Source organism: Rhodococcus sp. SG20037 (genome assembly GCF_031763325.1).
GTDB lineage: Bacteria > Actinomycetota > Actinomycetes > Mycobacteriales > Mycobacteriaceae > Rhodococcus_F > Rhodococcus_F qingshengii.
Window position 1 is genome coordinate 3,069,226 of sequence record NZ_CP134497.1, and the last position, 18,429, is coordinate 3,087,654.

Here is an 18,429-nt window from a genome sequence, read left to right on the forward strand (position 1 = left end):
CCGACAACTAAATCTGTCAAGACAGAAAAAATTGTCGGTGGGATGGTTTCGGAGATTCGCTATCGCTTGAGGTCGGGCGGGTTGTTCAGATCCCGCGCCGAGTACGTGTCACACGACGAAATCTGGCCGGTCTGGTATCCGGTCATGAACCACGCCTGACGCTGTGCGGAGGAGCCGTGTGTCCAACCTTCAGGGTTGACCCGACCGGTCGTGGACTTTTGGATACGGTCGTCGCCCACCGACGAGGCGGCGGACAACGCGTCGCGAATGTCGTCTTTTGACAAGGGCTTCAGGAACGGTTGACCGGTCGCCTGATCGGGAATCGTGTCCGCAAAATGTGCCCAGACGCCTGCGTAGCAATCGGCCTGGAGTTCGGTGCGAACCGCACCCGACTGCTCACCCTGCGGGTCGGCCTGCGCGCGGCCGATGTCGCCGAGCTGATTCTGGATGTGATGTCCGAACTCGTGCGCGACCACGTACTCCTGTGCGAGCGGTCCGGCGCTGGAACCGAAACGGTCGACGAGTAGTTGGAAGAAACTCGTGTCGAAGTACGCAGTCTGGTCGGCCGGGCAGTAGAACGGACCGACGTCACTAGACGCCTGGCCGCAACCGGTGTTGACCGAACCGCTGAACAGAATGACTTCGGGTCGCACGTACGCCGTGCCGGTCTGCTTGACCAACTGCTGTTCCCAAACGTCGTCGAGGCTTCCGACGGTCAGTGTGACGCGGCAGTTCACATCGGCGTTTGCCTGAGCGCCGGTGCACTCGTCGACCGACGACAGTCCGGTCGACGAACTCGAAGTCTCGGTAGACGTACCCAGGAGTGAGCCGGGGTCACCGCCGAACAACAGCGCCAGGATCAGAACGATAATGCCGCCCGCGCCACCGCCGATCGCGATTTTGCCGCCGCGGCCACCGCCACCCCCGCCGCCTTGAACCTGAACGCGTCCCGCTTCGCCGCGGGCCCCCTCGTTGAAGGTCATCTATGTCCGCTTTCTGCTGTCGTGAACAAGTGCTTGCCGTCACTTCTGGAGATAGCTTCGCATGCGATGCGGGTCCGCGTTTCCGCTCTGTGCAGTTCGCTCCGTAGGATCGCAGGCAAAGTAGTCGGTCGTCGGTTATTGGAAGTAGTTCGAAAGGAATCCCGTGCTGCGCACACATCTCGCCGGTTCATTGCGACCCGAGCAGGCAGAGCAGACCGTAACGCTCACCGGTTGGGTAGCCAGGCGTCGTGATCACGGCGGAGTGATCTTCATCGATCTCCGTGATGCATCCGGAGTTGCGCAGGTAGTTTTCCGGGCAGGTGACGTGGCCGAGCAGGCGCACCGTCTGCGCGCGGAATACTGCGTTCGCGTGACCGGAACGGTCGAGGTTCGCCCCGAGGGCAACCAGAACTTCGAGATCCCCACCGGAGCGATCGAGGTCAACGCCACAGAACTCGAGGTTCTCAACGAAAGCGCACCGCTGCCGTTCCAGCTCGACGATCAGGTCGGCGAAGAAGCGCGCCTCAAGTACCGCTACCTCGACCTGCGTCGTGAAGGCCCCGGCTCCGCAATTCGCTTGCGCTCCAAGGTAAGTGCTGCAGCGCGCGGCGTTCTCGCGCATCACGAGTTCGTCGAGGTCGAGACTCCGACGCTCACGCGCTCGACGCCCGAGGGTGCCCGTGACTTCCTGGTGCCGTCGCGCCTTCAGCCCGGTAGCTTCTACGCACTGCCGCAGAGCCCGCAGCTGTTCAAGCAGCTCCTCATGGTCGGCGGCATCGAGCGCTACTACCAGATCGCACGTTGCTACCGCGACGAGGATTTCCGCGCCGATCGCCAGCCCGAGTTCACTCAGCTCGACATCGAGATGGCTTTCGTCAACCAGGACGACATCATCCTGCTCGCCGAGGAAATCCTGACGGCGCTCTGGAAGCTCGTCGGCCACGAGATCAAGACGCCGATCGACCGCATGACCTACACCGAGGCAATGCGTCGTTACGGCAGCGACAAGCCGGACCTGCGTTTCGACATCGAACTCGTCGAGTGCATGGACTTCTTCAAGGACACGACGTTCCGCGTGTTCCAGGCGGAGTACGTCGGCGCCGTCGTGATGCCAGGCGGTGCAAGCCAGCCGCGCAAGCAACTCGACGCCTGGCAGGAATGGGCCAAGCAGCGTGGGGCCAAGGGTCTGGCGTACGTGTTGGTCGGTGAAGACGGCACTCTCGGTGGACCTGTTGCCAAGAACCTGACCGACGCCGAGCGTGAGGGCCTGGCCGCCCACGTCGGAGCTCAGCCGGGAGACTGCGTCTTCTTCGCAGCTGGTGCAACGAAGCCGATGCGCGCCCTCCTCGGCGCTGCCCGTGGTGAGATCGCCCGCAAGAAGGACCTCATCGATCCTGACGCGTGGGCCTTCGTGTGGATCGTCGACGCTCCGATGTTCGAGCCGACCGCCGACGCCACTGCATCCGGTGACGTCGCTCTCGGCCACTCCGCGTGGACCGCCGTGCACCACGCGTTCACGTCGCCGAAGCCGGAGTTCTTCGACACGTTCGACACCGATCCGGATTCCGCTCTCGCCTACGCGTACGACATCGTCTGCAACGGCAACGAGATCGGCGGCGGCAGTATTCGTATCCACCGCAAGGACATTCAGGAACGAGTGTTCAAGGTGATGGGTATCTCCGAGGACGAGGCTCAGGAGCAGTTCGGCTTCCTCCTCGACGCCTTCGCCTTCGGTGCGCCGCCGCACGGCGGAATCGCATTCGGCTGGGACCGCATCACCGCGCTCCTCGCCGGCATGGATTCCATCCGTGAGGTCATCGCGTTCCCGAAGTCCGGCGGCGGCGTCGACCCGCTGACGGATGCTCCGGCACCGATCTCGGCTCAGCAGCGCAAGGAATCGGGTATCGACGCGAAGCCCGAGAAGAAGTCAGAGGACAAGAAGTCCGAAGGCGACACCGGCGAAGCCAAGTAGAGCCGACACCGGATCGCCATGCTGCATTTGCGGGTGATCTGCCCGACCGAGCGCACCGAGCAAGTTCTCGGTGCGCTCGCGTCGCAGCGGGGCGCGACACACATCGTCGTGATGCGCGACGTCGCGGTTCATCCTGCCGGCGACATGGTGGAGGCCGACGTCGCCCGTGAGGCGGCGAACGACGTCGTCGATGCCCTGAACGAACTCGGCGTCGCCGAGGACGGCGGAATGACGCTCGTACCGGTCGAGACGGTGTTGTCGGCGTCGGCGCGCAAAGCCGAGCGTGACGTGCCTGGTGATCCCGCGGATTCCGTCGTGTGGGAGGAATTGCTGTCCCGCACTCGCGAAGAGTCGACTCTCAACGGATTGTTCGTCGCGTTCCTGACCATTGCGTGTCTGCTGGCCGCGATCGGCGTCGTCACCGACTCTCAGATCACGATCGTCGGCGCCATGGTCGTCGGTCCGGAGTTCGGTCCGCTGGCTGCTTTGGCAGTCGCACTCGTACGGCGAGATCGACGGTTGCGTCGACGTTCGATTCTCGCGCTTGCCGTCGGATTCCCCATCGCGATGGGCGTGACGCTTGCCGCAACGTTCGTGGTGAAGTTCTTCGGATGGATGGACGTCGTCAGTCTCGAGTCACTCCACGAGGTCGATTTCGTATACAAGGTCGGGCCCATTTCGTTTGTCGTCGCGCTTCTTGCCGGTGCGGCTGGGATGCTGGCACTCGTCTCGTCGAAGTCCGCTGCCTTGGTCGGGGTGTTCATCTCTGTCACCACGGTTCCTGCCGCCGGTTTCGCGGTGGTTGCGGCAGCAAACGGAGAATGGCGGATCGCCGGGTTGTCGTCTCTGCAACTGGCTGTCAACCTGCTTGGGATCGTCACTGCCTGCGTGCTTGTTCTCTGGCTCAGAACCCGGGCCGACGAGGAATTCGAAGCAGCGTTGAAAGGCATTTCTCGATTTGTCGACGAGGACAAAACTCCATGACGTCGCCGGTTCGGAGTTCTGCTCACCGACAGCAAAATTCTCGAGAGAACTGTGTGCCGGTGTGGCGATTGGGGACTTTTGTCATCACCGCAGGTAGTCGGCAATTTCTGATGCTGTGAGGCCTTGAATTCTCCGCTGCGAGCGGACGAGCTGGGCATGATCGGAGTCACTAACGGGTAAGTTGGTCGGTGATGACCGCATTACTGGCAGACCCCGTTTCCGAAGTCGTCGCAGCTGCTGAGCAGTTGCTGACACGCCGCACAGGGGCACCCGTAACCCTGGTGGATCCCGTAGATCTCGGGGGGAGTGGCCGCACCGTCGTGCTGCGCGTTCGTGTCGCCGAGAACCCGTTCTCCCTGCCCCGAACTTTGGTGATCAAGCAGGTCCGCGACAACTTCCAGGGAGCTACCAAAACAGCGATTGCGCTCCCGGCCGCGTCCGAAGGTGACTTCGACGTCGAGACCGCATTCCTTCGTGAAGCGGTGTCGTATCAGTTCGCCAACGCGCTTGCCAAGGACGCACGCCCCGGCGCCGAACTGTTGGCGTCCGACCTCGATGCTCGCCTCCTGATCCTGAGTGATCTCGGCGACGCCACCGCAATCAGCGTCCGACTCGAAGACTCCGACCCGGACACCGTCACTTACACGTTGATGGCCATGGCTCAGGCAATGGGACGCATGCACGCCGCGACCGTCGGCCGGGAGGACGACTTCACCGCACTGCTGCGTCGAGCCGAGGTTGCCCATTGCTCCGATGAAGTTGCGGATCAGGTGGGACGCGCAGTGGCCGGTGTTCCCGCGATGCTGGTGGAAAGTCTCGGCATCGATGTGAGTTCGGACATTCTCGAGCAGGTTCAGCATGCGCAGACACTGTTCAGCGGTGGCCGGTTCCGTGCCTTCAGTCCGTCGGACCTGTGCCCCGACAACATCATTGTCAACGACGACGGCGTGCAGTTCCTCGACTACGAGTGGGGTGGCTACCGCGATGCCCTCCTCGACATCACCTACGCGTTGGTGTCTTTCCCCGGTTGCCTGTGCAACATCGACCTGACCGAAGAGCGGGCGTCGGCGATGGTCGATGCCTGGCGGGCCGAGGTAGTGGGGATGTGGCCCGCCCTGGCCGACGAGGCCGAATTGGGCCGCCGGATCGTCGAGGCCCAACTCATCTGGGTCTGGCTCAGTACCTATCTGTACCTGCCCGAGGATCATTCGCGTATCGCCGCCGTCCGCGAACATTATCTCTCGATTCCACGCGCCGACGCACTGGTCGGACGCTGGGCCAGGCTCGCACGCTCGGCTCAGCTCGCCGGCAACGCCGCCGTCGAGGCACACGCCCGCGACGTCGTGGCGGCTCTGCGCACCGAGTTCAGTTGAGTTTCTGACTGACCATATGCAGAAGGGCGCCCGTGCACGAAGCACGAGCGCCCTTTCTCGGTCGAGTCCGCTCAGTTGTCGGAGACCAGATCGTTCTCGGACAGGTCCGTCGCCGCGAGCGCTGTCGCCAGATCGGGATGCCGGAACGTCGACGTCACCTGGTCGGCCACGACTCGGAAAGCAGAGGCCAGGGTCGCGGACTTGTCCGGTTCGGCCGCCCACGTTGCGGTCTGTTCGACGACGACCACGCCGTGGTGGACGTACATCTTTCCGGGGACGAGCGTGATGCCGGCGTTGGTGGCCCACTCGCGCAGGGCAGCGAGTCCCTGGCTCGCGCCCTTGGGGCCGCCTACCTCGATGTCGTCACTCGACAACTGCAGCAGAGTGTCGACGTCTTGGGAGTTGAGTGCATCGTGCCACGCGAGGACGGTGGCGATCTCGGAGGTGCTCATGGCGACAACGCTATCCAATGCGGATTCACGACTGGGTGAGGGCTGGCGGAACAGCGGATTGTGTCGGGCGTCGGTGGTCTCTAGTAGCGTCGATTCGTGAGCGATTGGCAAGCGGAAGACAGTGTGGGGGCGAAAGACGGCGTGGTGGCGGAAGACGGCCTGTTCGAGGCAACTCCGGAGGAATCCGCGATCGTCGACGAACCAGATGTCGTGTCTGTAGCCGAGCGCGCCCTGTCCTCGGTGCCGCCCGGTGCTCCTCTGGCTGTCCGCATGCGTCCGCTCACTCTTGGTGAAGTTGTCGGCCAACAGCACTTACTCGGGCCCGGCGCGCCACTCCGCAGAATGGTCGAGGGGTCCGGCGCCGCATCGGTACTTCTGTACGGACCTCCCGGCACCGGCAAGACCACGCTCGCATCGTTGATCTCGGGTGCTACCGGCCGCCGGTTCGAGGCTCTGTCGGCTCTGTCCGCCGGAGTCAAAGAAGTCCGCGGTGTCATCGAACTCGCGCGCCGCCGCCTGCTGAACGGCGAACAAACCGTCTTGTTCATCGACGAAGTTCATCGCTTCTCCAAGACCCAGCAGGACGCCTTGCTCGCCGCGGTCGAGAACCGCATCGTGCTCTTGGTCGGCGCGACCACCGAGAACCCGTCGTTCTCGGTCGTCTCCGCTCTGTTGTCGCGCTCGTTGGTCCTGCAACTGCAATCGCTCACCGCTGCGGATGTCCAGGAACTGCTCGAGCGCGCTGTCGCCGACGAACGCGGGTTCGGCGGAGCGATCACGATCGACGACGACGCGATGGAACACCTCGTTCGTCTGGCGGCCGGCGACGCCCGCCGAGCCCTGACGGCACTCGAGGCTGCCGCCGGAGCTGCACTGGACACGGCCGGTGACGCTTCGGGCCCGGTGGTGCTCGACCTCGCGACCGTCGAGGCCAGTGTCGACAAGGCCGCGGTTCGGTACGACCGTGCCGGAGATCAGCACTACGACGTCATCAGTGCATTCATCAAGAGCATTCGTGGATCAGACGTCGACGCCGCCCTGCACTACCTCGCACGGATGCTGACCGCGGGCGAAGACCCTCGCTTCATCGCACGGCGTCTGGTGGTTCACGCCAGCGAAGACATCGGCATGGCTGATCCGATGGCGCTGCAGACTGCCACCGCCGCGGCGCAGGCAGTGCAGCTGATCGGTATGCCGGAGGCTCGTCTGGCGCTGGCACAGGCCACCATTCATCTGGCGACGGCTCCCAAATCGGGTGCGGTCATCGCCGCACTCGGCGCGGCCATGGCCGACGTGGCCGCCGGAAAATCCGGACTGGTACCGCCGCACCTGCGTGACGGGCACTACAAGGGCGCCGAGCAATTGGGCAACGCAGTCGGATACAAGTACCCGCACGACACACGTGATGGTGTTCTGCGGCAACAGTATCCACCGGACGATCTGGTGGGTGTCGACTATTACCAGCCCACCGCGCACGGCAACGAGCGGGAGATCGCCGATCGGGTGAGCAAACTTCGCCGAATAGTTCGTGGCTGACGCCTGCCAGGTTCCACCGGCCGACGCGTTAGTCTGGACACCCATAGCTCGACGCTCTTGAAGGTAAGGACCGGTTAGTGCAAACCCACGAGATCCGCAGGCGATTCCTCGACCACTTCGTCAAGGCCGGCCACACCGAGGTGCCCAGCGCCTCGCTGATTCTCGACGACCCGAACCTTCTGTTCGTCAACGCGGGCATGGTTCCGTTCGTGCCGTTCTTCCTCGGGCAGCAGACGCCGTCCTACTCACGGGCGACGTCCGTGCAGAAGTGCGTCCGCACCCTGGACATCGAAGAGGTCGGCATCACCACCCGCCACAACACCTTCTTCCAGATGGCGGGCAACTTCTCCTTCGGTGACTACTTCAAGAAGGAAGCCATCTCCCACGCCTGGCAGTTGCTGACAGGTTCGGTCGAGGACGGCGGATACGGCATCGATCCCACGCGCCTGTGGGCCACCGTCTACCTCGACGACGACGAAGCGTTCTCGATCTGGCGCGACGAGGTAGGAGTGCCCGAAGAGCGCATCCAGCGCCGCGGCATGAAGGACAACTACTGGTCCATGGGCATTCCCGGGCCGTGCGGTCCCTGCTCGGAGATCTTCTACGACCGCGGCGCCGAATACGGCGTCGAGGGTGGCCCCGAAGCCGACGAGGATCGCTACATCGAGATCTGGAACCTCGTGTTCATGCAGAACGAGCGCGGCGAGGGCACCAACAAGGGCGACTACCCGATCCTCGGACCGTTGCCGAAGAAGAACATCGACACCGGCATGGGCGTCGAGCGCGTTGCGTTCCTCCTGCAGGGCGTCGAAAACGTCTACGAGACAGATCTTCTCCGCCCCGTCATCGACAAGGCCGCCGAACTGACCGGCAGTGTCTACGGGACCGACCACACTTCAGACGTCCGTTTCCGCGTCATCGCCGACCACGCACGCACCGCAGCGATGTTGATCGCCGACGGTGTGAACCCCGGCAACTACGGCCGCGGCTACGTCCTGCGCCGGTTGCTGCGTCGCATCGTGCGTTCGGCCAAACTGCTCGGCAGCGAGCAGCCCACCATGCGCGAGTTCATGGTCGTCGTCCGCGACACGATGGCGCCGTCGTACCCGGTTTTGGAAACCGACTTCACGCGCATCGAGAACGTCGCCGTCGGCGAGGAGACCGCGTTCCTCAAGACGCTGGCTTCGGGTTCTGCTCTGTTCGAGAATGCTGCCGAGACGGTCAAGTCGTCCGGAAAGTCGGTCATCGCCGGCGATCAGGCATTTGCACTGCACGACACCTACGGCTTCCCGATCGATCTCACGCTCGAGATGGCGTCCGAGGCCGGTCTCACCGTGGACGAGGACGGCTTCCGCGCGCTCATGGCCGAGCAGCGCAAGCGCGCCAAGGACGACGCTCAAGCGCGCAAGCACGCCCATGCCGACCTCACGGTCTACAAGGAACTGCTCGACCGAGGTGCCACCGAGTTCACCGGTTTCGACGAGCTCGTCTCCGAGGCGCACGTCCTCGCACTGATCGTCGACGGTGTCCGCGTGCCGGTCGCGAAGGCCGGTCAGGACGTCGAGGTCATCCTCGACCGCAGCCCGCTTTACGCAGAGTCCGGTGGACAGATCGCCGACATCGGTTCGCTCACCGCTCCGGGCCTCGAAGCCAAGGTCAACGACGTACAGAAGATCGCCAAGAAGGTCTGGACGCACAAGGTGACGGTGCAGAAGGGCGAGATCACCGAGGGCGACGTCGTACTCGCGCACGTCGACGCCGAGTGGCGCAAGGGTGCAACCCAGGGGCACTCCGGCACCCACATGGTGCACGCGGCGCTGCGTCAGGTGCTCGGCCCCAACGCGGTGCAGGCAGGCTCGCTCAACAAGCCGGGTTACCTCCGCTTCGACTTCTCCTGGCAGGGCGCGCTGTCCGACTCCCAGAAGCAGGACATCGAGGCACTCACCAACGAAGCCGTGGCGTCGAACTACGCGGTCAACACATTTGTCACGGATCTCGACAAGGCCAAGGCGATGGGTGCGATGGCACTCTTCGGTGAGAACTACGGCGACGAGGTTCGCGTCGTCGAAATCGGCGGCCCGTTCTCGATGGAACTGTGCGGTGGCACTCACGTCGGAAGCTCCGCACAGATCGGTCAGGTAACGCTGCTCGGTGAACAGTCGGTCGGCTCCGGAATCCGACGCGTCGAGGCGTACGTCGGTTTGGACTCCTACCGCTACCTCGCCAAGGAACGCGCGCTCCTGGCCGGACTCTCCTCCTCGCTGAAGGTTCCTTCGGAAGAGGTGCCCGCCCGCGTCGAGGCGCTCGTCGAGCGACTCAAGGTGGCCGAGAAGGAACTCGAACAGACAAAGGCCAAGGCAGTGCTGGCGTCAGCAGGCGAGTACGTCGCCAAGGCCAAGCGCATCGGCAGTGTCCTCGTCATCGCCGAGCCTGCTCCCGCCGGAGTCGGCGGAAACGACCTGCGCAGCCTCGTCACGGACATCAAGGGTCGCCTCGGCTCCGAACCTGCCGTCGTAGCTCTGCTCGGTGACGTCGACGGCAAGGTTCCGTTCGTGGTCGCCTCGAGCAAGGCAGCTCAAGGTCTCGGTGTGAAGGCCGGTGAGCTGGTCGCGTCGTTCGGTCCCAAGATCGGCGGCCGCGGCGGCGGAAAGCCCGACATGGCCCAGGGTTCGGGTTCGGACTCCGCAGGAATCCCGGCGGCGCTCGATGCGATCCGGGACAGAGTCGGAGAGCTGGCGGGCGGCAGCTGACGGTGGTGGCTACGCAGCAGGGTCCCGATCGCCCCGGCATCGACGACCCTGGTCGCGGGCGGCGCATCGCCATCGACGTGGGCAGTGTTCGCATCGGCGTCGCGTCCAGCGACCCCGACGGCATCCTCGCGACACCGGTGGAAACGGTTCCACGCTCGAAGGAGCGTGGGCCCGACGCGCCGGATATCCGGCGCATTATCGCCATCGTGTCCGAATACGAGGCCGTTGAGGTTATCGTCGGACTGCCACAGACGCTGCGCGGTGAGCAAGGTAAAGCCGCCGGTATCGCGACTGCATTCGCCAAACGACTGCAGCGGGCCGTCGAACCGATCCCGGTGAGACTGTCCGACGAACGACTGACGACCGTCACGGCTGCGCGCAATCTCCGCGAAAGTGGAGTCAAGGCACGCGGCCAGCGACCGATGATCGATCAGGCTGCGGCGGTGGAAATCCTGCAAGGCTGGCTGGACGAGCGGAGTAGAGCTGTGAAACCAGGGGAGTCGTCGAAGGACGCTGCACTGGAGGGCGATCTGTGAACGCGCGGTGGGATGAGGGCGGCGGAAGCCGGCCCACCAGTTCGTTCGACTTCGACAACGACGAGACCATGGTCATGCGTGCACTGCCGCAGAACATCGATCCGCCGCATATGTCGCGAGCCGAGGCACGCAAGCAACGCGAAGCGCGCAACAAGCGCGCCAAGCGTGGCAAGAAGGTCGGCGTTCTCGCCCTGCTGGTGTTGGTGATCGCAGTCCTCGGTGTCGGTGCATACGGCGCTCTCTGGTACATGGATCGCAACAAGACCGCGGAGGATTTTGCCGGCCCCGGCGGCGCACCCGTGGTCATCCAGATCAACAGTGGAGAAACTGCATCGGAGATCGGTGCGACGCTCGAGGCGAAGAACGTCGTCGCGAGTTCCGCTGCTTTCTACAACGCGGCGATCGCCAATCCGTCTGAGATCCAGAAGGTGCAACCCGGCTTCTACCAGGTGCCGGTGCAGAGTAGCGCCGCGAGCGCACTCGACACCTTGGTTGCCCCGGACTCCCGAGTCGGCAGTGTTGTCATCGCCGAAGGGCGTCAGCTGCACGACAGTTCGGACGCGCAGACCGGCTCGCTCAAGAAGGGCATCTACAACCTCATTTCCGAGGCGAGTTGTGTCGGCCCGGTTTCCGCTCAGAAATGTGTCTCGACAGACGAATTGAACACTGCGGGAGCATCTTCCGATCTGGCTTCGCTCGGCGTGCCCGAATGGGCGATGTCGTCGGTCAAGAGCGTGCCGGACAAGGACCGTCAGCTCGAAGGCCTGATCGCCGCCAGCAGTTGGGATTTCGATCCCACTGCGACACCGACCGAGATCCTGCGGTCGTTGGTCGAGGGTAGCGCCGCCAAGTACGAGGCCACGGGAATTCTGACAGCCGGCAGCGGGGTCGGAATGTCTCCGTACCAGTTGTTGGTGGCAGCGTCGCTGGTTGAGCGTGAGGCGTTGCCCGCTGACATGGCCAAGGTCGCGCGGGTGATCGTCAACCGACTCGCAGTCGATCAGCCTCTGCAGTTCGACTCCACGGTCAACTATTCACTCGACACCACCGAGGTCGCAACCACGGATGCCGACCGTGAGCGCGTCACGCCGTGGAACACGTACGCAATGCCGGGTCTGCCTGCAACGCCCATCGCTTCGCCGAGCATCGACGCACTGAAGGCCGTGGAATCGCCGGCGGCCGGTGACTGGTTGTACTTCGTCACGATCAACAAGGAAGGCCAGACGCTCTTCACCAAGAGCTACGAGGAGCATTTGGCCAACATCGAACTGGCACAGCAAAGTGGGATTCTCGACAGTGGACGGTAGTACCGCGACTTCGCTCGCGACGCCACGTAAGGCGGCAGTTCTCGGAAGCCCGATCGCTCACTCGAAGTCCCCGTTGCTGCATCTTGCGGCGTACGCGGCTTTGGGGCTGAGCGATTGGACCTACGAGCGGATCGAATGCACCGGCGAGCAGTTGCCTGCCCTCGTCGACTCACTCGGCCCCGAATGGATCGGCCTCTCGGTGACGATGCCGGGCAAGATCGCAGCACTCGAATATGCCACCGAACGCACACCGCGAGCGGTGACCATCGGCTCGGCCAACACCCTGGTTCGCATCGACGGCGGTTGGCGTGCCGACTGCACGGACGTCGACGGAGTCAGCGGTGCGTTGATCGCCGGCGGTGTCGGCGATCTCAGCGGCACTTCGGCGGTAGTTGTCGGCGCGGGCGGCACCGCGCGGCCGGCATTGGTCGCGTTGGCCGACATGGGAGTTCGGACAGTCACCGTGGTCGCGCGTGATCCGGGGCGCGCATCCGGTGCCATCGAATGCGGCGGCGCGGTCGGGTTGGACATTGATCTGGTCGCCTTCGACGACGCACAGCTAGGCGGGATCTGTGCCGAATCCTCGGTTTTGGTCAGTACCGTTCCCGCGGAAGCGGCAGCGCCCTTTGCCCAGCAATTGGGGAAGGCGCGATTTGTCCTCGACGCGATCTACAACCCCTGGCCGACGCCACTTGCTTCGGTTGTCGAGGCGGCCGGTGGCACGGTGATCGGTGGCCTCGAGATGTTGCTCAATCAGGCCTTCGGGCAGGTAGAGCAGTTCACGGGCAAGCCCGCTCCGCGAGAGGCGATGGCAGCCGCTATCGCTTAGGTCTGTTCACAGTGTCGAGGTAGTCCACAAGACGATTCGTAGTCTGCCGCTGGCGAACGGCAGACGCCAAGCTCGAAACCATGTGGACATTGATGGTCTTGGCAGGCTCGGGGGTAGTCGCTGGCTTCGGAGCTCGGGCGATCGTCGACAATTGGTTGCGGCGACACGGTTATCGACCAGTCGTGACTTTCTGTTGTGTGCCGCAGTGCGCCGTCGCAACAGGCTGGGTTGTCGTCGGTGCGCTGAATACCTCGGTGGTGCAGTTATTTTCCGGTCTCGCCGTGGTGTGGTGGTGCGTCGCGATCTCGACTGTCGACCTGGCTGTGCGTCGGCTGCCCAACAGTTTCACGCTGCCGGGCTACGCCGTCGTGATGGTCTACGCGACGGTGTCGGGAACGGTGTGGGTGGCGGTGGTGGGGTCGGCACTGCTCGCCGGAATCCACCTCCTGGCGCACGTGATGTCGCCTGGTTCCATGGGCGTCGGCGATGTGAAGCTCTCGCTTCCTCTGGGCGCCGTGACCGGATTGGTGGGAGCGGACGCCTGGCTGTGGTCGTTGGTGTCTGCCTCGGTGCTCACCGCAACGCTGGGCACCGCGCTGGAACTGCGAAGACGAGGGCTGGTAGCCCACAATTCGCCCATTGCGCACGGACCCTCGATGTGCCTGGCAGCCTGCGGTTCGATTGCGTTTGCCTGGCTGACGTGACGAGTGCAACATCCGCGAGAAGTCTGGCGTTATTGACCGTTCAACGACGGACGGTGAACTGCAGGAAAGACGTAACCGTCGGTTTCATAAATGCGGGTATTGCCAGCGCGCGGTCCCAGTATGCGGCGAGTCGGACTTGCCGAATGTCCACATCCTGACGTTCACTGAGGTTTCGGAAATGGGACAAAACGAATCTCGTTTCGCACTCGATTATCGGGGGAACCTATGCGCACAAGGCTTTTCGTCGCTGCGGCAGCCTGTTTGGCGGCTGTGGCTGCAGGAGCGGGCGTCGCCGGCGCCGCGCCTGCACCTTCATCGGTGGCACTGGGCGGGGGCTCAGGAATCCTGCTGCCGGACGTGGATCACTCCGATCCTGACCGAGTTGCAGCATGCACGTTGACTGCGGTCGGCTACGACAACGCCGGTTCTCTCGTGGCACTCACCGCCGGACACTGCGGAGTTGTCGGGGACCGGGTGTTCGCCGAGTACCTGCCCGAGGCCGGACCCATCGGTCGGTTCTCTTACTCGAGTCCGGTCTCGGACATCGCCGTGATCGATCTCGACGACGCCAAGGTAGCTCCGCTGCGTACCGTCGGCGGCACGACGATCAACGGAATCGGCGCCCCGCCGGCACCGGGCACGATCGTGTGCAAGGAAGGCCGTTCGACCGGCAACACGTGCGGTATCACCTGGGGTTACGACTCCGTCTACGGTGAGATCGTCGAGCACACGTGCTCGATTCCCGGTGATTCCGGTGGACCGCTCGTCGTCGGTGACCGCCTGGTGGGCTTGATCAGCAACGGCTACCCGCCGTACTGCTTCGAGCCGCTTCCGCCGCCGTTCCACGCTCCCGACAACTCGGCGGACATCAACATCGGTTTGGCTGACATCAACGCAAACGGTGGAGGATTCCGCCTGTTCTAGACCCACAGGTACCTCTGAGATGGCCCACACGCCTCGTGCGTGTGGGCCATCTGTGTTCACCGGGAGGACCACTGTGACAACTGAGGTCTGCGACGTGGAAAGATGGTCGGCGTGCTGCGTTGGATAACTGCCGGAGAATCCCATGGTCCCGCCCTCGTCGCGATGCTCGAGGGCATGGTCGCGGGGGTCGAAGTGACCTCTGAGGCCATCTCGTCCGAACTTGCCCGTCGTCGACTCGGTTACGGCCGTGGCGCACGGATGAAGTTCGAGGCCGACAAGGTCACCATCATCGGCGGTGTCCGCCACGGATTTACGCTCGGTGGCCCCGTGGCCATCGAGGTCGGCAACACCGAGTGGCCCAAGTGGGAAACCATCATGTCCGCCGACCCGGTCGACCCGGACCTGCTCGCCGATCAGGCTCGCAATGCCCCGTTGACGCGCCCGCGTCCCGGACACGCCGATTACAGCGGCATGCTCAAGTACGGCTTCAACGACGCGCGTCCCGTCCTCGAGCGCGCCAGCGCTCGCGAGACCGCAGCCCGCGTGGCCGCTGGAACCGTCGCACGGTCCTTCCTGCGTCAGGTATTCGGTGCCGAGGTCGTTTCACACGTTATTTCCATCGGTGCTTCCGAGCCGTACGTCGGACCCGTGCCGGAGGGCAAGGATCTCGACGCGATCGACGCGAGCCCGGTCCGCGCATTCGACAAGGCTGCAGAAGAGTCGATGATCGCCGAAATCGAATCGGCGAAGAAGGACGGCGACACCCTCGGTGGCGTCGTGGAGGTCGTCATCCACGGCCTGCCGGTCGGACTCGGCACTTTCGTCAGCGGCGCCGAGCGTCTCGATTCACGACTTGCTGCTGCTCTCATGGGAATTCAGGCCATCAAGGGTGTCGAGGTCGGCGACGGCTTCGAGACCGCGCGCCGTCGTGGCAGCGAAGCTCACGACGAGATCCGTCCGGGCCCGGACGGCATCGTGCGCTCCACGAACCGCGCAGGCGGAATCGAAGGTGGCATGACCAATGGTGAGGCTCTTCGAGTTCGCGCCGCGATGAAGCCGATCTCGACGGTTCCGCGCGCTCTGGCGACGGTCGACATGGAGAGCGGCGAGGAAGCGGTTGCCATCCACCAGCGCAGCGACGTGTGCGCGGTTCCGGCCGCCGGCGTCGTCGCCGAGTCGATGGTCGCGCTCGTCGTGGCTCAGGCCGCACTCGAAAAGTTCGGTGGTGATTCCATTGCTGAAACCACTGCCAACTACCGTCGTTACGCCGAGGGCATCGCAGCCCGACCGCCTCGATAGGACTCACGTATCGATGAAGCCGAAGGCTGTACTCATCGGTCCGCCCGGTGCCGGCAAATCGACCATCGGTCGACGTCTCGCGCAGGCACTCGAACTCGAATTGGTCGATACCGACGCCGAGATCGAACGGACCACGGGTAGGACGATCCCGGAGATCTTCACCCATGACGGAGAGCCTCGGTTTCGTGAGATCGAGGAATCGGTGGTTCGCGAAGCGTTGCAGGCCACCGACGGAATCGTCTCGCTCGGCGGTGGTGCGATCCTCTCCGATCGCACGCGCGAACTGCTCCAGGGGCACACGGTCATCTACCTCGAGATCAGTGTCGCCGAAGGGCTTCGCCGCACGGGGGCGAACAATCATCGCCCGCTGCTGGCCGGCGGAGATCCCAAGGTCAAGTACCAGGAGTTGATGAGGCGTCGTCGTCCGCTGTACCGGCGTTCGGCCACGATTCGGATTCGGACCGACGGCCGAAGTCCGGCGCGTGTCGTCGGGCAACTGGTGTCGAAACTTCAAGACAAATGAACAACCGGAGCGGAGTAGTGGAGCAGTGACCGAACCCGTACGTGTAGAGGTGAAGACCGCAAGTCCTTACCCGGTCGTGATCGGCCGCGGCCTGCTCGGTGATCTCGTTGCCGAGTTCGACGGCGCGCGCACTGTCGCGATCTTCCATCAGCCGCCGCTGGCAGAGACCGCGGAGGCCGTACGGGCTGCGTTGGCGGAGAAGGGAATCGACGCCCACCGTATCGAGATCCCCGATGCCGAGGACGGCAAGGATCTTGCTGTCGCGGGTTTCTGCTGGGACGTGCTCGGCCGGATCGGCCTGACTCGCAGCGACGCGATCATGAGCTTGGGCGGGGGAGCGGCGACCGACCTCACCGGCTTCGTCGCGGCTACGTGGATGCGCGGTGTCAAGGTAGTTCACGTCCCCACCACCTTGCTCGCGATGGTCGACGCAGCAGTGGGTGGCAAGACCGGTATCAACACCGAAGCGGGCAAGAACCTCGTCGGTTCGTTCCACGAGCCGGGAGCGGTGTTCATCGATCTCGCGACGCTCGAGACTGTGCCGCACAACGAGATCGTTGCCGGCATGGCCGAGGTCATCAAGACCGGATTCATCGCCGACCCGGTGATCCTGGATCTCATCGAAGCCGATCCCAAGGCAGCTCTCGATCCGTCGGGAACTGTTCTGCCCGAGTTGATTCGGCGCTCCGTAGAGGTCAAGGCCAAGGTCGTGGCCGCGGATCTGCGCGAGTCGGATCTGCGCGAAATCCTCAACTACGGCCACACCCTCGGCCACGCGATCGAACGTCGTGAGCGCTACAAGTGGCGCCACGGTGCCGCTGTCTCCGTCGGCCTGGTCTTCGCTGCCGAACTCGGACGGCTCGCGGGCCGACTCGACGACGCCACCGCGGATCGTCACAAGTCGATCCTCGATCTCGTCGGGCTGCCGACGTCGTACGACGGTGATGCGTTCGGCGATCTGATGAAGGGAATGCAGACCGACAAGAAGAACCGTGCCGGGCTGCTGCGTTTCGTGGTCCTCGACGGACTGGCCAAGCCGGGTCGCCTCGAGGGGCCGGATCCGAGTCTGCTGGTTGCGGCGTACTCCGCGATTGCCCGCGATGCGCGGCCGGCCGGCGGAACGGTCCTGTTGTGAGGATCAACGTCGTCAACGGACCCAATCTGGGGCGTCTGGGTAAGCGTCAGCCCGAGGTCTACGGCGCGACCACACACGACGATCTGATCGAATTGTGCGTCGCGGCAGGCAAGGAGCTCGGCGTCGAGGTGATCGTCCGTCAGAGCGATCACGAAGGCGATCTGCTCGGTTGGATCCACGACGCGGCGGACGCGGGGGAACCGGTGATCCTCAATGCCGGTGGCTTGACGCACACGTCGGTGGTCCTGCGAGATGCATGCGCCGAACTGACCGCAGGTCTCGTCGAGGTACACATCTCGAATGTTCATGCGCGAGAAGAGTTTCGGCACCACTCCTACCTGAGTCCGATTGCGACCGGAGTGATCGTCGGACTCGGCGTCGCCGCGTATCCGCTGGCGATCAGGTTCCTCGCCGAGCGAGGCTGAACGAGGGAAGTCGAAAAAACAGCCACACGAATGCGGCCCCGAGGAAAATATCCTCGGGGCCGCATTCGGTTGTGTGGACGGTGGGCGTTACTGCTCGCGCTTGCCCAGATCGATCGCCGGGAAGACCGCGGTATCGGCGTCGGATTCCTCGACGGACATCGCGGCTCCGCTGTATGCGTGCTGCTCGGTGGGGGAGTCGTAGCCCTCGCTGACGGGCACCGGTTCGTGGTGACGCTCGTGGGACGGGGTCTGCGGAGCTGTTCCGTTCTTGCGCTGTTCACGGCTGACGAAGAAGCGTCCGACGGTGATGGCGATCATGGCGGGGACGAAGATGAGAAGGATCGTGAACGCCGCACCGGAGGTCACCTCGAAAAACAAGCCCTGCTGGGTGAGTTCGAGGGAGGGGACCAGGCTGAGTGCCCAGCTGGCAGCGCCGGCGACGAACCCGCCGACCAATGCGGCCTTGAGCCACAGCATGGTCAGATCGGCGCCGTCCTCGGGTTCGGGGAAATTCCGGCGGTCACGAATGCCGTCGATACCACCCCAGATCGCGGCGAAGACGATGACGATCAACAGGGACAGCCAGCGCAGGGTGGACCCCTGAAGTGGCCACTGTGCGATCGCTGCACCGAGCAACGCACGAAACACAACATGTATCAGGGCCATGCCGAGGCCACGTACCAACCACGCATTCATG

The 18,429-nt window shown here is 64.0% G+C and carries 17 protein-coding genes; 14 read left to right on the plus strand and 3 right to left on the minus strand.

Features of this window, described 5'->3' with window-relative positions:
• Positions 1-59: 59 nt before the first annotated feature.
• Complete coding sequence (locus RHP72_RS14325) at positions 60-983, minus strand: neutral zinc metallopeptidase (protein ID WP_003945028.1); 924 nt, start codon at positions 981-983, stop codon at positions 60-62.
• A 163-nt stretch (positions 984-1,146) separates the two neighbouring features.
• On the opposite strand from RHP72_RS14325, the gene aspS reads away from it, so the two are divergent.
• The 3 genes from aspS to RHP72_RS14340 all read left to right on the plus strand — a co-directional run bounded on the left by aspS (position 1,147) and on the right by RHP72_RS14340 (position 5,312).
• Positions 1,147-2,955, plus strand: a complete 1,809-nt coding sequence (gene aspS, locus RHP72_RS14330) for an aspartate--tRNA ligase (protein WP_050656336.1) — start codon at positions 1,147-1,149, stop codon at positions 2,953-2,955.
• An 18-nt stretch (positions 2,956-2,973) separates the two neighbouring features.
• Complete coding sequence (locus RHP72_RS14335) at positions 2,974-3,939, plus strand: DUF389 domain-containing protein (RefSeq protein WP_042448764.1); 966 nt, start codon at positions 2,974-2,976, stop codon at positions 3,937-3,939.
• A 191-nt stretch (positions 3,940-4,130) separates the two neighbouring features.
• Positions 4,131-5,312, plus strand: a complete 1,182-nt coding sequence (locus tag RHP72_RS14340) for a kinase (protein WP_047270379.1) — start codon at positions 4,131-4,133, stop codon at positions 5,310-5,312.
• A gap of 71 nt (positions 5,313-5,383) precedes the next feature.
• On the opposite strand, the gene RHP72_RS14345 is transcribed toward RHP72_RS14340, so the two are convergent.
• The gene (locus tag RHP72_RS14345; RefSeq protein ID WP_003944973.1) at positions 5,384-5,764 is read right to left on the minus strand and encodes a nuclear transport factor 2 family protein; all 381 of its coding nucleotides are present in this window, start codon (positions 5,762-5,764) and stop codon (positions 5,384-5,386) included.
• A 96-nt stretch (positions 5,765-5,860) separates the two neighbouring features.
• Between RHP72_RS14345 and RHP72_RS14350 the strand changes: the two genes are divergently transcribed.
• From RHP72_RS14350 to aroQ, 11 genes are all read left to right on the plus strand, one after another.
• Positions 5,861-7,300: a replication-associated recombination protein A gene (locus RHP72_RS14350; protein WP_370852743.1), complete on the plus strand. Its 1,440-nt coding sequence runs from the start codon at positions 5,861-5,863 to the stop codon at positions 7,298-7,300.
• 77 nt (positions 7,301-7,377) lie between these two features.
• Positions 7,378-10,050, plus strand: coding sequence for an alanine--tRNA ligase (alaS, locus tag RHP72_RS14355; RefSeq protein WP_311094830.1), 2,673 nt, complete (start codon positions 7,378-7,380; stop codon positions 10,048-10,050).
• Between the two features lie 2 nt (positions 10,051-10,052).
• Positions 10,053-10,586, plus strand: a complete 534-nt coding sequence (gene ruvX, locus RHP72_RS14360) for a Holliday junction resolvase RuvX (RefSeq protein ID WP_003944838.1) — start codon at positions 10,053-10,055, stop codon at positions 10,584-10,586.
• Positions 10,583-11,893 carry an endolytic transglycosylase MltG gene (gene mltG / locus RHP72_RS14365; protein ID WP_042445689.1) on the plus strand — a complete coding sequence of 437 codons (1,311 nt, stop codon included), beginning with the start codon at positions 10,583-10,585 and terminating at the stop codon, positions 11,891-11,893. The genes ruvX and mltG overlap by 4 nt, the downstream gene beginning before the upstream one ends.
• Positions 11,883-12,722, plus strand: coding sequence for a shikimate dehydrogenase (locus tag RHP72_RS14370; protein WP_081557839.1), 840 nt, complete (start codon positions 11,883-11,885; stop codon positions 12,720-12,722). The genes mltG and RHP72_RS14370 overlap by 11 nt, the downstream gene beginning before the upstream one ends.
• A gap of 182 nt (positions 12,723-12,904) precedes the next feature.
• Complete coding sequence (locus tag RHP72_RS14375; protein WP_232330040.1) at positions 12,905-13,426, plus strand: A24 family peptidase; 522 nt, start codon at positions 12,905-12,907, stop codon at positions 13,424-13,426.
• A gap of 225 nt (positions 13,427-13,651) precedes the next feature.
• The gene (locus tag RHP72_RS14380) at positions 13,652-14,350 is read left to right on the plus strand and encodes a S1 family peptidase (protein ID WP_007728030.1); all 699 of its coding nucleotides are present in this window, start codon (positions 13,652-13,654) and stop codon (positions 14,348-14,350) included.
• 111 nt (positions 14,351-14,461) lie between these two features.
• Positions 14,462-15,649, plus strand: coding sequence for a chorismate synthase (gene aroC / locus RHP72_RS14385; RefSeq protein WP_081558810.1), 1,188 nt, complete (start codon positions 14,462-14,464; stop codon positions 15,647-15,649).
• Positions 15,650-15,662: 13 nt separating this feature from the next.
• Entirely contained in the window at positions 15,663-16,172 is a 510-nt protein-coding gene (locus RHP72_RS14390; protein ID WP_030536425.1) for a shikimate kinase, read from the plus strand.
• 25 nt (positions 16,173-16,197) lie between these two features.
• Positions 16,198-17,307, plus strand: a complete 1,110-nt coding sequence (gene aroB, locus RHP72_RS14395; RefSeq protein WP_003944873.1) for a 3-dehydroquinate synthase — start codon at positions 16,198-16,200, stop codon at positions 17,305-17,307.
• Positions 17,304-17,732 carry a type II 3-dehydroquinate dehydratase gene (gene aroQ / locus RHP72_RS14400; RefSeq protein WP_003944916.1) on the plus strand — a complete coding sequence of 143 codons (429 nt, stop codon included), beginning with the start codon at positions 17,304-17,306 and terminating at the stop codon, positions 17,730-17,732. Before aroB ends, aroQ begins: the two co-directional genes overlap by 4 nt.
• Before the next feature lie 87 nt (positions 17,733-17,819).
• Here the strand turns inward: aroQ and RHP72_RS14405 are convergent, their stop codons facing one another.
• Complete coding sequence (locus tag RHP72_RS14405; protein WP_019748369.1) at positions 17,820-18,428, minus strand: B-4DMT family transporter; 609 nt, start codon at positions 18,426-18,428, stop codon at positions 17,820-17,822.
• Between the last annotated feature and the right edge of the window lies 1 nt (position 18,429).

Coding starts and splice junctions, on each gene's coding strand:
- RHP72_RS14325 (WP_003945028.1), bottom strand. CDS start 983: ATGACCTTCAACGAGGGGGCCCGCGGCGAAGCGGGACGCGTTCAGGTT.
- RHP72_RS14335 (WP_042448764.1), top strand. CDS start 2,974: ATGCTGCATTTGCGGGTGATCTGCCCGACCGAGCGCACCGAGCAAGTT.
- RHP72_RS14340 (WP_047270379.1), top strand. CDS start 4,131: ATGACCGCATTACTGGCAGACCCCGTTTCCGAAGTCGTCGCAGCTGCT.
- RHP72_RS14345 (WP_003944973.1), bottom strand. CDS start 5,764: ATGAGCACCTCCGAGATCGCCACCGTCCTCGCGTGGCACGATGCACTC.
- RHP72_RS14380 (WP_007728030.1), top strand. CDS start 13,652: ATGCGCACAAGGCTTTTCGTCGCTGCGGCAGCCTGTTTGGCGGCTGTG.
- RHP72_RS14390 (WP_030536425.1), top strand. CDS start 15,663: ATGAAGCCGAAGGCTGTACTCATCGGTCCGCCCGGTGCCGGCAAATCG.
- RHP72_RS14405 (WP_019748369.1), bottom strand. CDS start 18,428: ATGAATGCGTGGTTGGTACGTGGCCTCGGCATGGCCCTGATACATGTT.